The organism is Kribbella sp. NPDC104740 (genome assembly GCF_055583505.1).
This window is the reverse complement of the sequence record NZ_JBVJNV010000003.1, coordinates 1-13,457: the sequence shown is the minus strand read 5'-3', so window position 1 is coordinate 13,457 and position 13,457 is coordinate 1. Positions and strand designations below refer to the sequence as shown.

General features: G+C 70.5%; 16 protein-coding genes. 13 read left to right on the top strand and 3 right to left on the bottom strand.

The genetic code is table 11. From position 1 onward, the window contains the following. Window positions 1–54: 54 nt before the first annotated feature. From dxr to ACZ6Z4_RS16155, 4 genes are all read left to right on the top strand, one after another. Window positions 55–1,281, top strand: a complete 1,227-nt coding sequence (gene dxr, locus ACZ6Z4_RS16170) for a 1-deoxy-D-xylulose-5-phosphate reductoisomerase (RefSeq protein ID WP_465563857.1) — start codon at window positions 55–57, stop codon at window positions 1,279–1,281. Further along, a complete protein-coding gene (locus ACZ6Z4_RS16165) occupies window positions 1,278–2,588 on the top strand; it encodes a M50 family metallopeptidase (protein ID WP_465563855.1) in 1,311 nt (436 codons plus the stop codon). Before dxr ends, ACZ6Z4_RS16165 begins: the two co-directional genes overlap by 4 nt. Window positions 2,589–2,612: 24 nt before the next feature. Next, window positions 2,613–3,764, top strand: coding sequence for a flavodoxin-dependent (E)-4-hydroxy-3-methylbut-2-enyl-diphosphate synthase (gene ispG / locus ACZ6Z4_RS16160; RefSeq protein ID WP_363670633.1), 1,152 nt, complete (start codon window positions 2,613–2,615; stop codon window positions 3,762–3,764). Between the two features lie 106 nt (window positions 3,765–3,870). Continuing rightward, on the top strand, window positions 3,871–4,425 hold the full coding sequence (locus ACZ6Z4_RS16155) for a nucleosidase (RefSeq protein ID WP_465563851.1): 555 nt from the start codon (window positions 3,871–3,873) through the stop codon (window positions 4,423–4,425). A 44-nt stretch (window positions 4,426–4,469) separates the two neighbouring features. Here the strand turns inward: ACZ6Z4_RS16155 and ACZ6Z4_RS16150 are convergent, their stop codons facing one another. After that, window positions 4,470–5,600: an ArsR/SmtB family transcription factor gene (locus ACZ6Z4_RS16150; RefSeq protein ID WP_465563848.1), complete on the bottom strand. Its 1,131-nt coding sequence runs from the start codon at window positions 5,598–5,600 to the stop codon at window positions 4,470–4,472. Window positions 5,601–5,703: 103 nt separating this feature from the next. Here ACZ6Z4_RS16150 and ACZ6Z4_RS16145 point away from each other — a divergent pair, with 103 nt between their 5' ends. After that, the gene (locus ACZ6Z4_RS16145) at window positions 5,704–6,915 is read left to right on the top strand and encodes an MFS transporter (protein WP_465563845.1); all 1,212 of its coding nucleotides are present in this window, start codon (window positions 5,704–5,706) and stop codon (window positions 6,913–6,915) included. Here ACZ6Z4_RS16145 and ACZ6Z4_RS16140 read toward each other — a convergent pair. Next, window positions 6,836–7,363 (bottom strand): NUDIX domain-containing protein, encoded by a 528-nt coding sequence (locus tag ACZ6Z4_RS16140; protein ID WP_465563843.1) that lies wholly within the window; start codon window positions 7,361–7,363, stop codon window positions 6,836–6,838. The two genes, ACZ6Z4_RS16145 and ACZ6Z4_RS16140, sit on opposite strands and share 80 nt — an antisense overlap. Window positions 7,364–7,478: 115 nt before the next feature. On the opposite strand from ACZ6Z4_RS16140, the gene ACZ6Z4_RS16135 reads away from it, so the two are divergent. Continuing rightward, window positions 7,479–7,859, top strand: coding sequence for a MerR family transcriptional regulator (locus ACZ6Z4_RS16135; protein WP_465563840.1), 381 nt, complete (start codon window positions 7,479–7,481; stop codon window positions 7,857–7,859). Continuing rightward, window positions 7,846–8,175, top strand: coding sequence for a thioredoxin (trxA, locus tag ACZ6Z4_RS16130; protein WP_465563836.1), 330 nt, complete (start codon window positions 7,846–7,848; stop codon window positions 8,173–8,175). The genes ACZ6Z4_RS16135 and trxA overlap by 14 nt, the downstream gene beginning before the upstream one ends. Before the next feature lie 10 nt (window positions 8,176–8,185). On the opposite strand, the gene ACZ6Z4_RS16125 is transcribed toward trxA, so the two are convergent. After that, window positions 8,186–8,548 (bottom strand): VOC family protein, encoded by a 363-nt coding sequence (locus ACZ6Z4_RS16125; RefSeq protein WP_363670619.1) that lies wholly within the window; start codon window positions 8,546–8,548, stop codon window positions 8,186–8,188. Window positions 8,549–8,584: 36 nt separating this feature from the next. Between ACZ6Z4_RS16125 and ACZ6Z4_RS16120 the strand changes: the two genes are divergently transcribed. From ACZ6Z4_RS16120 to ACZ6Z4_RS16095, 6 genes are all read left to right on the top strand, one after another. Continuing rightward, window positions 8,585–8,749 carry a ribbon-helix-helix domain-containing protein gene (locus ACZ6Z4_RS16120; RefSeq protein WP_465563832.1) on the top strand — a complete coding sequence of 55 codons (165 nt, stop codon included), beginning with the start codon at window positions 8,585–8,587 and terminating at the stop codon, window positions 8,747–8,749. Next, on the top strand, window positions 8,746–9,384 hold the full coding sequence (locus ACZ6Z4_RS16115) for a VOC family protein (RefSeq protein ID WP_465563829.1): 639 nt from the start codon (window positions 8,746–8,748) through the stop codon (window positions 9,382–9,384). Before ACZ6Z4_RS16120 ends, ACZ6Z4_RS16115 begins: the two co-directional genes overlap by 4 nt. Next, window positions 9,381–10,637 carry an MFS transporter gene (locus ACZ6Z4_RS16110; RefSeq protein ID WP_465563826.1) on the top strand — a complete coding sequence of 419 codons (1,257 nt, stop codon included), beginning with the start codon at window positions 9,381–9,383 and terminating at the stop codon, window positions 10,635–10,637. Before ACZ6Z4_RS16115 ends, ACZ6Z4_RS16110 begins: the two co-directional genes overlap by 4 nt. Before the next feature lie 48 nt (window positions 10,638–10,685). Continuing rightward, window positions 10,686–11,510, top strand: coding sequence for a GNAT family N-acetyltransferase (locus ACZ6Z4_RS16105; RefSeq protein ID WP_363670611.1), 825 nt, complete (start codon window positions 10,686–10,688; stop codon window positions 11,508–11,510). An 82-nt stretch (window positions 11,511–11,592) separates the two neighbouring features. Next, window positions 11,593–12,915, top strand: a complete 1,323-nt coding sequence (locus ACZ6Z4_RS16100) for a M14 family zinc carboxypeptidase (protein ID WP_465563823.1) — start codon at window positions 11,593–11,595, stop codon at window positions 12,913–12,915. Window positions 12,916–12,942: 27 nt separating this feature from the next. After that, entirely contained in the window at window positions 12,943–13,311 is a 369-nt protein-coding gene (locus ACZ6Z4_RS16095) for a DoxX family protein (protein WP_465563820.1), read from the top strand. Window positions 13,312–13,457: the final 146 nt, after the last annotated feature.

Below are 13,457 nucleotides of genomic sequence, written 5' to 3'. Positions count from 1 at the left end.
AGCCCGTCGAAGGACGAATCGCTGCGCCGGGGCCGGACCTGAAACAATGGCCTGGTGAATCCGCGTACCGTCGTCATTCTCGGCTCGACCGGCTCCATCGGCACCCAGGCCCTGGAGCTGATCGGGCGGAACCGCGACCGGTTCCGCGTCACCGCACTGTCGGCGGGCGGCGGCAACGTCGAGCTGCTGGCGCGGCAGGCGCTGGAGTTCGAGGTCGAGGTGGTCGCGGTCGCCAAGGCGACGACGGCCCAGGACCTCCAGCTCGCCTTCTACGCCGAGGCGCAGAAGCAGGGGTACGCCCAGGGCGAGTTCCGGATCCCGAAGATCCTGACCGGGCCGGACGCTTCCAGCGAGCTGGCGGCGCTGCCGTGCGACGTCGTACTGAACGGCATCACCGGGTCGCTCGGGCTGCAGCCGACGCTGGCCGCGCTCGACGCGGGCAACACGCTGGCGCTGGCCAACAAGGAGTCCCTCGTCATCGGCGGACCGCTGGTCACCCGGCGGGTCAAACCCGGCCAGATCGTGCCGGTCGACTCCGAGCACAGCGCGATCGCTCAGTGCCTGCGCGGCGGCAGCGGTGACGAGGTGCGCAAGCTGCTGCTGACCGCGAGCGGCGGGCCGTTCCTGGGCCGTCCCCGCTCAGAGCTGGCCGAGGTGACCGTCGAGCAGGCGCTCGCGCACCCGAACTTCGCGATGGGCCCGGTCGTCACGATCAACTCCGCGACCCTGGTCAACAAGGGGCTGGAGCTGATCGAGGCGCACCTGCTGTTCGGCGTACCGATCGACCGGGTGGACGTCGTGGTGCACCCGCAGCAGGCGGTGCACTCGATGGTCGAGTTCCACGACGGCGCCACCATCGCCCAGGTCGGGCTGCCGACGATGACGCTGCCGATCGCGCTCGGGCTGGGCTGGCCCGACCGGATACCGGACGCGTCGCCGCCGTGGGACTTCGCCGAGGCGAGCACCTGGCAGTTCCTGCCGCTCGACGGCGAGGCGTTCCCGTCGGTCCAGCTGGCCCGCGAGGCCGGGACCAGGGGCGGTACGGCGCCGGCAGTGTTCAACGCGGCGAACGAGGTCTGCGTGCAGGCGTTCCGGGACGGCAGGCTGCCGTTCCTGGGGATCGTCGACACCGTCGCCCGGGTGGTGACCGAGCACGACGTACCCTCGTACGAGGAACTGTCCATCGACGACGTGCTCGCCGCGGACGCCTGGGCGCGGACCCGGGCCCGTGAGCTGACCGGCGGCGGCAATGACAACGGCCAGGAGACCACACCGGCATGACCGCACTACTGACCCTCATCGGCGTCGTTCTGTTCGTCGTGGGCATCCTCGTCTCGGTGGGCCTGCACGAGGTCGGTCACATGGTCCCGGCCAAGCTGTTCGGGATGAAGGTGACCCAGTTCTTCGTCGGGTTCGGCCGGACCGTCTGGTCGGTCAAGCGCGGCGAGACCGAGTACGGCATCAAGCTGATCCCGGCCGGCGGGTTCGTCCGGATCATCGGGATGCTGCCGCCGGCCAAGGGCCAGGACCCGACCAAGGTCCGCAAGGCCAACACCGGCCCGATCCAGTCGATGGTCGAGAACGCCCGCTCCGCGGAGTACGAGACGATCGACCCGGCCGACGACGGCCGGCTGTTCTACCAGAAGGTCTGGTGGAAGAAGCTGATCGTGATGGCGTCGGGCCCGCTGGTCAACGTCGTGATCGCGTTCGTCCTGTTCGCCGGGCTGTTCATGATCTACGGCACGGGGGTGGCGCAGACCACGGTCGCGACCGTGACCGACTGCGTGATCCCGGCCTCGCAGGCCTCGGCCGACCGCAAGTGCCAGACGGGTGACAAGGACTCGCCGGCCAAGACCGCCGGCTTCCAGGTCGGCGACAAGATCGTCTCCTTCAACGGTACGGCGATCGAGAGCTGGGACCAGCTCACGCCGCTGATCCGGGCCAACACCGACAAGCCGGCCACCATCGTGGTCGAGCGCAACGGCGCCCAGCAGACGCTGACCACGAGCACGATCGTGAACCAGGTCCGCGAGGACGCGAACTCCGACAAGTTCGTCTCGGTCGGCTTCCTCGGCGTCTCGCCGGAGCAGAAGATCGAGCGCCAGGACTTCGGCTTCGTGGTCGACAAGATGGGCGAGCTGACCGTCGCCACGGTCAAGGCCCTCGGCAACTTCCCCGAGAAGCTGGTCGGGGTGGCCAAGTCGATCGTCGGCGGCGACCGCGACCAGGACAGCCCGATGAGCGTCGTCGGCGCCAGCCGGGTGGCCGGCGAGGTGGCCTCGAACAACGACCTGACCGGCGCGGCCCGGATCGCCTTCCTGGTCTCGCTGCTCGCCTCGCTGAACCTGTTCCTCGCCCTGTTCAACTTCATCCCGCTGCTGCCGCTGGACGGCGGCCACATGGTGGGCGCGATCTGGGAGGGCATCAAGCGCGGCTTCGCCAAGCTGCTCGGCCGGCCCGACCCGGGTTACGTCGACACCGCCAAGCTGCTGCCGATCGCCTACGCGGCGGCGAGTGTGATCGTGGTGATGGGCGTGCTGCTCGTCATCGCCGACATCGTCAACCCGATCCGGCTGTTCAACGGATAACCCTCCTCAACGGTTAAAGGAAAAATGAGCATCTCCCTGGGCATGCCCGCGCTGCCTCCGCCGACCCTCGCCCCGCGCCGCAAGACCCGCCAGATCAAGGTGGGCAAGGTGCTGGTCGGCGGCGACGCGCCGGTGTCGGTGCAGTCGATGACGACGACGCTGACGTCGGACGTCAACACCACGCTGCAGCAGATCGCGGAACTGACCGCGGCCGGCTGCGACATCGTCCGGGTCGCCTGCCCTTCGCAGGACGACGCCGACGCGCTCCCGGAGATCGCCCGGCACTCGCAGATCCCGGTGATCGCCGACATCCACTTCCAGCCCAAGTACGTGTTCGCCGCGATCGAGGCCGGTTGCGCGGCGGTCCGGGTGAACCCGGGCAACATCCGCAAGTTCGACGACCAGGTCAAGGAGATCGCGGCGGCCGCCAAGGACCACGGCACCTCGATCCGGATCGGCGTCAACGCCGGCTCGCTGGACCCGCGGCTGCTGCAGAAGTACGGCAAAGCCACGCCTGAGGCGCTGGTCGAGTCCGCGGTCTGGGAGGCGTCGCTGTTCGAGGAGCACGACTTCCACGACTTCAAGATCTCGGTCAAGCACAACGACCCGGTCGTGATGGTGAAGGCCTACGAGCTGCTGTCCGAGCGCGGAGACTGGCCGCTGCACCTCGGTGTCACCGAGGCCGGGCCGGCGTTCCAGGGCACGATCAAGTCCGCGGTCGCCTTCGGGGCGCTGCTGTCCAAGGGCATCGGCGACACGATCCGGGTCTCGCTGTCCGCGCCGCCGGTCGAGGAGGTCAAGGTCGGCCTGCAGATCCTGCAGTCGCTGAACCTGCGCGAGCGCAAGCTCGAGATCGTCTCCTGCCCGTCCTGCGGGCGCGCCCAGGTCGACGTCTACACGCTGGCCGAGCAGGTGACCGCCGGGCTGGAGGGGATGGAGGTCCCGCTGCGGGTCGCCGTGATGGGCTGCGTCGTGAACGGTCCGGGCGAGGCCCGCGAGGCCGACCTCGGTGTTGCTTCCGGCAACGGCAAGGGCCAGATCTTCGTCAAGGGCGAGGTGATCAAGACGGTGCCGGAGTCGCAGATCGTCGAGACCCTGATCGAGGAAGCGATGCGGATCGCCGAGGAGATGGGCGAGTCCGTCGAGGGCGGCGAGCCGACGGTGACCGTCGGCTGACCGAACAGGTGCGGCGAGGCCGTGCCGGGTTCGGGATGTGTCGTGAAGGTGCCACGGTTCCGGCCGGGGCACCTTTCGCGTTCCGGGGCGCCGGTAGGATTCGGCCGTGACTCGGTACCTGGTGGTCAGCGCCGTCGCCGGCGAGGCGAAATACGTTCCGGACGCGATCCCGGTGGTGCTGACCGGGGTGGGCAAGACCGCCGCCGCGGTCGCCACCGCGAAGGCGCTTGCGGGGATGGACACGACCGATCTCGTCGTACTGAACGTCGGTACGACGGGTGCGTTGAAGGACGGGCTCGCGGGGTTGTACTTGCCGAGTCAGGTGCTCAACCACGACGTGAACGCCGACGCGCTGCGCGGGATGGGCCTGCCGATGGCGGACATCCTGCCGATCGAGGGCGGCGACGGGACGGTGCTGGCGTCGGGAGACGTGTTCGTCGCCGATCCCGTCCTGCGTGACCGGCTGGCCGAGCGGGCCGATCTGGTCGACATGGAGGCGTACGGCGTGGTGTACGCGTGCCGGGAGTTCGGCGTCCGGGTGCGGTTGGTGAAGCACGTGTCGGACTCGGCGGACGACTCGGCGCTGGACTGGCCGGCTCAGGTGGACGCCAGTGCGAAGGTGCTGGCCGAGTGGGTGCGGCAGGAGACCGGGATCAGCTAGACCGGCATCAGCTGGACCCCGGCATCAGCTGGACCCGGGATCGGCTAGTCGGCCTGGCTGGTGATGGCCTGGCCGGTGGTGGTCTGCCAGTAGAGGACCTGGCGGCCGGAGCGGCGGCGGTGGAGCAGCCCGGCGTCCGACAGGACGCGAAGGTGGTCGGCGACGCTGGCCAGGGACAGGCCGGTGGTTGCCACGAGCGCCGTCGTACTGACCGGGGCGGCGGCTTCGACGAGGATGCGGGCGCGGTTGCGGCCGAGCAGGCGGACCAGGGGGTCGGCGAGCGGCTGGACGGTGGCGAAGATGCCGGTGACCGGGTAGGTGATCGCGAACTGGCTGGGCAGGCGCCAGGTCACGCTCGAGCGGAGGCTGTGGGTCGCGATGAACATCAGGTCGTGGCCGCGGACGTCGGTCGGCGGGAAGTCGGTGCGGTTCACCTGCAGCCGGCCGTCGCCGAGCCAGCGGATGTCGGGACCGAGCCCGGCCAGTACGCCGGACCAGCCGCGGGCGCTGAGGCTCGACGTCCGGGAGACGATGTCGGCCTGGAGGACGCGGTAGCGGCGGGGCCAGTCGGGCTCGACGGTGGTGGTCCAGATCCAGCGCAGCAGCTCGACGACGGCGGCGGCGAGGTCGTGGCTGTCGGCAACGACCGTGGGGAGGGCGCGGAGGTCGTCGGGGGAGAACGCTGGAGGAGCGGGCCGCGCGCGAGTGTCCGGGGAGAAGGCGTGGGGAGCGGGCTGCGGGGAATCGCCGGAGGAGAAGGCGGGCGGAGCGGGCTGCGAGGGATCGCCGGGGGAAGCGGCCGGCCGGGGCTTGGTGCCGGCGAAGGACGCCTTCGACGGCGAGCGGGTCACCAGCAGGTCGGCCCGGATGCGGTCGTCGGTGAGGGCGGCGAGGGAGGCGATCTCCTCGGCGAACGTCAGGTCGGGGGCGAGCGGCGGGACGGTGAGGAAGTCGGCGGTCCAGCGCGGGCCGAAGGCGGCGTCGAGAATGGCGGCGCCCAGCGGGTGGGCGGACAGCTGCGACTGCCAACCCGGGAGGTGCTGGGCGCGCCAGGCGCGGTACCAGGGCTGCGAAGGCTGGCGGAGCATCTTCAGCGCCGAGACGGTCTCGGTCAGCTGGGAGGTGCCGAAGCGGGCGTTGACCAGCACGTCGGCGTCGACGAGGAACTCGGACACACTCCCACCTCCAACGAGGGGACGGACTCCAGCTGAGCGCGACGACGTTTCGGCTCCAGACGAAACTGTAGGCGGCTGCCCGCCGTACGGCGAGGGTTTGAGCATGAGCACCTACCGCGAGATCTTCCGCCGCTCCGAGTTCCGCAGCCTGTGGCTCAGCAGCGCGCTCGGCAACGCCTCGTCGACCATGACCAGCCTGACGCTCGCGATCGTCGTGAACGAGCAGACCGGCTCCGCGCTGCTCTCGGCGTTCGTGATGTTCGGGCCGTCGCTGGCGCAGGTCGTGGGCGCGTCGACGTTGATGTCCGCGGCGGACACGGCGCGGCCGCGGCGGATTCTGGTGCTGCTGGCGGTGCTGTCGACGATCGCTGTCGGGGTGCAGGCGGCGGTGGAGTTACCGTCGGCCGCGCGGGTGTTGCTGACGCTCGTCGTCGCGTACGGGCTGAGTATCGGCGCGGGGGTGCGGTGGGGACTGCTCAACGAGGTGGTGGCGCCCGATCAGTTCGTGCTCGGGCGGTCGGCGATGAATCTGTCCGTCGGCGCAATGCAGATCGCAGGCTTCGGTGCGGCCGGGCTGCTGCTGCAGGTGCTCACACCGCAACAGGTCTTCTGGCTCGCCACCCTTTTCGCCGGTCTGGCGGTCCCGGTGCTCCGCTTCGGCCTCCAGAACCGCCCGCCCCGCCGCCTCGCCGGCACGAGTCTGCGCGAGACCTGGCGCGGCAACAAGGCGCTGCTCGCTCGCCCGAGCACCCGCCCGCTCCTGCTCGCCCTCTGCATCCCCAACGGACTGATCGTCGGCTGCGAGGCCCTCTTCGTCCCGTACGCCGGTACCGGCGCGGGCCTGCTCCTCGCCACCGGCGCCGCCGGCATGATGGCTGGCGACCTGGTCATCGGCCGCTTCCTGAGCCGCGAGGGCCGCCGCCGCGTCAGCGCGTACCTACGGTTCTTGCTCGCGGCGCCGTTCCTCGGCTTCGCCTTCGACCTGCCGCTCGGCGTACTGGCCGGGTTGGTTGCCCTGGGCACCATCGGGTACGGCGCTTCGCTGGCGCAGCAGGAGCTGCTCACCGACGCGACCCCGATCGAGCTGCGCGGTCAGGTCCTCGGCCTGGAGTCGGCGCTGCGGATGACGACCTTCGGCGTCACGGCCGTCATCGCGGGCGCGGCGGCGGATCTCGTCGGCCCCGCTGCGGCGATCACCGCGCTCGCTGTCCTGTCGCTGCTCGCGTCGGCCGCGCTCACCCGCCCGCTGGCGCGGGTCGCTCGGCAGTCAGCAGGTGCTCCAGCACCTTCGTCTCCCGTACCAGCCACCGCATGACGCCGGTGCCGCGTTCCTGCACGGCCTGGTTGGCGCGCAGGGCATCGTCGACGGTGATCCAGGTGGGGGTCAGCTCCAGCTCGGCCTCGTAGCCTTCGAGGATCTGGTCGCCGAGCGATCCGTCGGAGGAGCAGAAGTAGTAGTGCGAGGTCATCTTGAAGACCCGGTACTCCGGCTCGATCGGGCGCAGGTACTCGACCGTGCTGCCGAACGATAGGCCGACCTCGACGCCGCCGAGGCCGCACTCCTCCAGGTACTCCCGCTGGAGCGCGGCCGACTGGTCCTCACCGGACTCGACGCCGCCGCCGGGGAACTTGTAGTCGCCGTGCCGCGAGCTGAGCATCAGCAGCTGGTCGCCGCGGAAGAGCGCACCCCGTACGGCGGTGCGCTGGAGCGTGCGGCCGGTGAGGTCGAGGTCCGGGTCGTGCCGGAAGCTGCCGAGCATCATGCGGGCCATTCTCGCGCGTCGCCGGTCTCCGGCAGCCCGGCGGTGTCGATCCCGCGCTCTACGCTTGACCTTGCCCCCAGGGGCAAGGTTTACGGTCGGGGACGAGGAGGCAGGGATGCAGATCGGGGACCTGGCGGCCGAGGCCGGTGTGACGGTCAAGGCGGTGCGTTACTACGAGGCGCAGGGGCTGCTGAAGCCCGAGCGGGAGCCGAACGGCTACCGGCGCTACCGCGCTGAGGACGTCGTGATCGTCCGCGAGGTGAAGGCGCTGCTGAGCCTCGGGCTGACCGCGGAGCAGACCTACCCATTCATCGAGTGCCTGCGGGCCGGCAACGACCGGGCCGACGTGTGCCCGGCGTCGCTGACGGCGTACCGGCTGCGGATCGCGGAGGTGGACCGGCGGATCGCCGAGCTCACCGACCTGCGCGGCAAGCTCACCGGCCTCCTCGCCGATGCCGAGAGCTGGAGAAGGAGAAGGACCGATGCAGATCGTTGACCAAGGCAACTTCGACGAGGTCGTCCTGCGGGCCGACAAGCCCGTGCTGGTGGACTTCTGGGCGCAGTGGTGCCCGCCGTGCCACCAGATCGTCCCGGTCCTGGAGCAGATCGCGACCGAGCGCGCGGACCGGATGAGCATCGTCAAGCTCAACGCCGACGAGAACCCGGAGATCCCGGCCCGCTACCGGGTGATGGCGATGCCGACGCTGATGCTGTTCCACCGCGGCGAGCTGATCTGGTCGGTCGTCGGCGCCCGGCCGAAGGCCTGGCTGCTGAAGAACCTCGACGACGCACTGGTCGCCGCGGCCGTCTGAAATGCACGGGTCACCCGTGCATGTGACAGATCTCCACCAGTACGCCGTGCGGCCCGGCGACGTACGCGCTCGTGCTGCCCCAGTCGGTCTCCATCGGCTCCAGCACGACCTTCCCGCCGCGCCCGCGGATCGCCTCGATGTCGCCGTGCACGTCCTCGGTCTCGAACTGCAGCAGCGTTCCGCCGAGCGGTCCGTAGTCGTCGATCAGCGCGCCGCGGTGCAGCGAGACCACGATGTCGCCGGCGTCGATCTCGGCGTACCCCTCACCGGCGTTGCCGCGGACCGGCAGGCCGAGGACCTGGCCGAAGAAGTCCGCGATCTCCTGGTTCTTCGCGTCGGTGTCGGTCAGCAGACTCAGGTGGTTCAAGCGCATTGCCGTCCTCCTTGGTAGCTTGCTAGCATCCTAACCATGACCGAAGAGGCTGCCAAGAAGGCGCAGTTCAACGTCTACCTGCCGCCCGACCTGATCCGCCGGGTCAAGCACAAGGCGATCGACGAGGGCGCGAGCCTGTCCGCCCTGGTCGAGCAGGCGATGACGGAGTACCTGGACAAGCACGGGGAGGCGCGAGGATGAACCACGTGGTGATCCGGCCGTTGCGGTTCACGGCCGACGTCGCGGCGATGCGCGGGTTCCTGGAGACGCTCGGTCTGGCGCCGCGCGTCGAGGGGGCGCAAGGTGGCTGGGTGGATCTCTTGGCGGGGAGCGGGATGGTCGCGCTGCACGACGCGGCGTCGTCGTCGACCGGTGGCAAGCACGGCGACACCCGGCTGTCCTTCGAGGCCGACGCGATCGACGAGCTGCGGGACCGGCTGGTTGCCGCGGGCTACGACGACGCGACGACCTTCGACGAGGCGTACGGACGGGTGCTGTCGGTCACCGGGCCGGGCGGCGTGGTGATCTGGATCGATGAGCGCTCCGACGACCTGTACGGGTACGAGCTGCACGAGTCGAAGCCTGACGAGCGGCTCGTGGTCAGGCCGCGGCTGCTCGGTGCGGCGGAAGCGGAGTGGACGCCGTTCCTGGACATCCTCGGCGTCCGGGACGCGGTGACCTTCGGCGCGTCGGCCGGGGAGTTCGACGTACGGCTCGAGCTGTGGACGAGCCAGCCGTTGGCCGAGATCGCCGAGCGTCTCGACGGCGCCGAGCTTCAGGCTCGGACCGTCACCATCACCGACCCGGACGGTCAGCCGGTGCAGGTCAACGCGTGACCGCCGGTACGCCGGTCCGCCTGCGCGACGACCCCGACTTCCGCCGGTACTGGCTCGGCCGGGTGCTGTCGACGGCCGGCTCGATGGTGACGGCGATCGCGTTGCCGGTGCTCGTCTACCGGCTCAGTGGGTCGACGTTGCTGACGGCCCTGGTCACGGCGCTCGAGGCAGCGCCGTACCTGCTCGCGGGCTTGTTCGCCGGAGCGCTGGCCGATCGCTGGAACCGGCAGCGGGTGATGGTCGCGGCCGACCTCGTCAACGCCGCGCTGATCAGCTCGGTGCCGATCGCCTACTGGCTCGACGCGCTGACCGTCGCGCAGGTGCTCGTCGTCGCGTTCCTGGTCCAAGGCGTCGCGACCTTCTTCGACGGCGCCAACTTCGGCGCCCTGCCGGTCCTGGTCGGCCGCGCCCAGGTCGCGCAAGCGAACGCCGCGGTCTGGACCGCGTCGAGCCTGGTCGAGCTGTTCGTCCCGGCGCTGGCCGGGCTCGCCCTCGCGGTGATCAACCCGGCGACGCTGCTCGCGCTCGACGCGTTGAGCTTCGCCGCGTCGGCGCTGGCGATCCGCGGCATCCTGCGCGCGATGTCGGAGCAGCGCGCCGGACGTGCGCCGCTGCGACCGCGCGTCGTGTTCGCCGACATCGCCGAAGGTGTGCGGTACCTGATCGGGCACGCCGGCGTCCGCACGATGACGATCGTCGGCAGCATCCAGTCCTTCGCCGGCGGCGGCTTCATGGCGCTGATGGTGGTCTGGACCGACCGCGTTCTGCACATCGGTACGTCGGGACTGCGCTTCGGTCTCGTGTACGGCGCCTGGGGGATCGGCGCGCTCGCGGCGGCGGCCGGTCTGCCGCGGCTGCTGCGCCGCCTGCAACCCGCGGCCATCACGCTGTACGCGCTGCCGATGTCGGCCGCGCTCGGCGTCGTGACGCCGCTGATGCCGACCTGGCCGCTGGCCGCGATCGCCTTGCTGGTCTGGGGTTCGGCGTACGTGCTGGTGATCGTCAACTCGATCTCGTACCGGCAGCAGGTCACGCCCGAGCACCTGCTCGGCCGGGTCAACACGGCCGGCCGGATGCTGTCCTGGGGAGTCGGCTGGACACTCGGCTCGGTGGCCGGGGGACTGCTCGGCAGCCACCTCGGTGTGCGCACCGGAATGGTGGTGCTCGGGGTGTTCGCGTTCACCGGCGTACTGGTCGCGTGGACCTCGCCGCTGCGCCGGCTGGCGGGTGAAACCGACCCGGTGCAAGCCTGAAGCGACCCGCTACGCGCCAGAACGCGTGCGATCGGCTAGGTTCTCCGCGTGGGCGTACGGGTTCTGGGTCCTCGCGACCTCTCAGCGGCGAGGGCCGTCATCGCCCGCGACCCTGTCGTGAACGTGTTCGTGGACAGTCTCGTGCAGGCGTCCGGGCTCGATCCGCGCCGCGGCGCGGAGGTCTGGGGGTACGTCGAGAAGGGTGTGCTCGAGTCGCTGTGCCATGCCGGCGGCAACATGGTGCCGGTCGGCGCGGGCGAGGCGGCGCTGCGCGCGTTCGCGGCGTACGCACTGCGCCGGGGCCGGACCTGCTTCCAGATCCTCGGGCCCGCGGTCGCCGTCGACCAGCTGTGGACGGCGCTCGAACCGCACTGGGGACCGGCCCGCGAGATCCGCGGCGAGCAGCCGTTCATGGTGATCGACGGACCGCCCGAGGTCGAGCCCGATCCGCTGGTCCGCCCGGTCGAACCGGTCGACCTCGGCATCCTCTACCCGGCCTGCGTCGCGATGTACACCGAGGAGGTCGGTGTCCCGCCGCAGACCGGGCCCGACGGCACCTTCTACCGGTCCCGGGTCGCCGAGCTGATCCGCGCCGGGCGCGCGTTCGCGCGGATCGAGGACGGCAAGGTCGTGTTCAAGGCCGAGGTCGGTTCGGTCGGGACCGGCGTCTGCCAGATCCAGGGCGTCTGGGTCGATCCGGAGCGGCGCGGTCAGGGGCTGGCCGCGCCCGGTATGGCCGCGGTGGTCGAGCTGGCGCGGCAGATCGCGCCGGTGGTGACGCTGTACGTGAACGCGTTCAACACGCCCGCGCGGGCGGCGTACGAGCGGGTGGGTTTCCGGACCGTCGAGACGTTCGCGACCATCCTGTTCTGAGGCTGAGCGCTCGCTGTGATGGTACGGCGACCGCGGGTGAGGTTTGCTGTTCCGAACCGCCCCGCCCCGCGGAAGGAACCCCATGCGGAAAATCGCTGTCCCCCTGGCCTGTCTGGCCCTCGCCGCCGCAGCCGTCGTCGTCGCCCCCAGCGGCAACGCCGCGCCACCGATCGCCGCACCTGAACCGGCGTACTACTCGCTCAAGCTCCCGGCCGGTACGACGGTCGCCGGGCTGATCCGCGACGGGTACGACATCAGCCACGGCCACGGGTCGCGGCCGGTCGTCGTCGCGACTCCTGACGAGGTCGCGTCGCTGCGCGAGCGCGGAGTCGAGCTCGGGAAGATCGGGGACGTGTACCAACCGCTGCCGCGCGGTGCCGCCGCGGTCGGGACGTTCTATGGCGGCTACCACACGTCGACCGGGCACGAGGAGCACAACGCGGCGGTCGCGGCCGCGCACCCGGACCTGGTGAAGCTGTACGACATCGGCGACTCGTGGAAGAAGACGAAGGGCCAGGGTGGGCACGACATCCAGGCGCTCTGCATCACCAAGCTCGCGGCGGGCGACTGCACGCTGAGCAGCACCGGGAAGAAGCCGAAGTTCGTGCTGCACGCGCAGATCCACGCGCGTGAGCTGTCAACCGGCGAGCTGGCGTACCGCTGGATCGACCTGCTGGTGTCGTCGTACGGGAAGGACGCGGCGATCACCTCGCTGATGGACAGCCGCGAGCTGTGGGTGGTGCCGATGGCGAACCCGGACGGCGTCGACGTGGTCGCGTCGTCACCGAACCGGCCGGTGATGCAGCGCAAGAACGTGAACAACGCTGCGGGTGGATGCCCGGCCGCGTCGGCCGGGATCGATCTGAACCGGAACTCGAGCTTCCAGTGGGACCCGCAGGAGGGTGGTCCGTGCGACGAGACGTACCCGGGCGTCAAGGCGGTCTCCGAGCCGGAGACCATTGCTGTTCAGGGGCTGCTGGACAAGCTGTTCCGGGACACCAAGGGTGATGTCGGGTCGCCGGCTTCTGCTGACACGACCGGGGTGTTCCTGACGTTGCACAGTTACGGGAACGACATTCTGGCGCCTTACGGGTACACGAACACGGCCGCGCCGAACCGGGCCGCTTTGGTTGCTCTGGGCAAGAAGATGGGGGCCTTCAACGGGTACCCGGTGTCGACCGGGGACGGCGGGGTCGGGTATTTCGCGCCGGGCGCGACCGACGACTGGCTGTACGGGACGCGCGGCGTGCCGTCGTACACGTTCGAGGTCGGCGCCGGGTCGGGGGCGTGCAGCGGGTTCTTCCCGGCGTACTCGTGCATGGACTCGACGTTCTGGCCGAAGAACAAGGGCGCGTTCCTGTACGCCGCGAAGGCGGCGGCCACGCCGTACGGGACGCTGCCGTGATTACTCGTAGGTAATAAGGTGGGCTTCATGAGTCGACGGAGCAAGAGCACGACCGGTCTGGCGGTGCTGTTCGCCGTGTCGGGTGTGCTGCATTTCGCCCAGCCGAAGCCGTACGAACGGATCGTCCCGAAGGCGCTGCCGGCCAAGCGTGAGCTGGTCTACGCCTCCGGGGTGGCCGAGCTGGCCTGCGCCGCGGGGTTGCTCCACCCGCGGACGCGGCGCCTCGCCGGACTGGCCAGTGCGGGGCTGCTGGCGGTCGTTTTCCCGGCGAACGTGCAGATGGCCGCGGACGTGAACCGGAAGGGATCGCCGCGCGCGAAGGCGATCGCGTTCGGGCGGCTGCCGCTGCAGATCCCGCTGATCCGCGCGGCGCTGAAGGCCTCGCGCGAGGTGTAGCCACCGGGTCGGTCAGGCCCCCCGGACTCCTCGCCTCTTCCCACCCGCCGTGGGGGGGGGGGGGGGGGGGGGGGGGGGGGGGGGGGGGGGGGGGGGGGGGGGGGGGGGGGGGGAGGCGGGAGGAGGAACCTCCCCCTTTTGTCCTA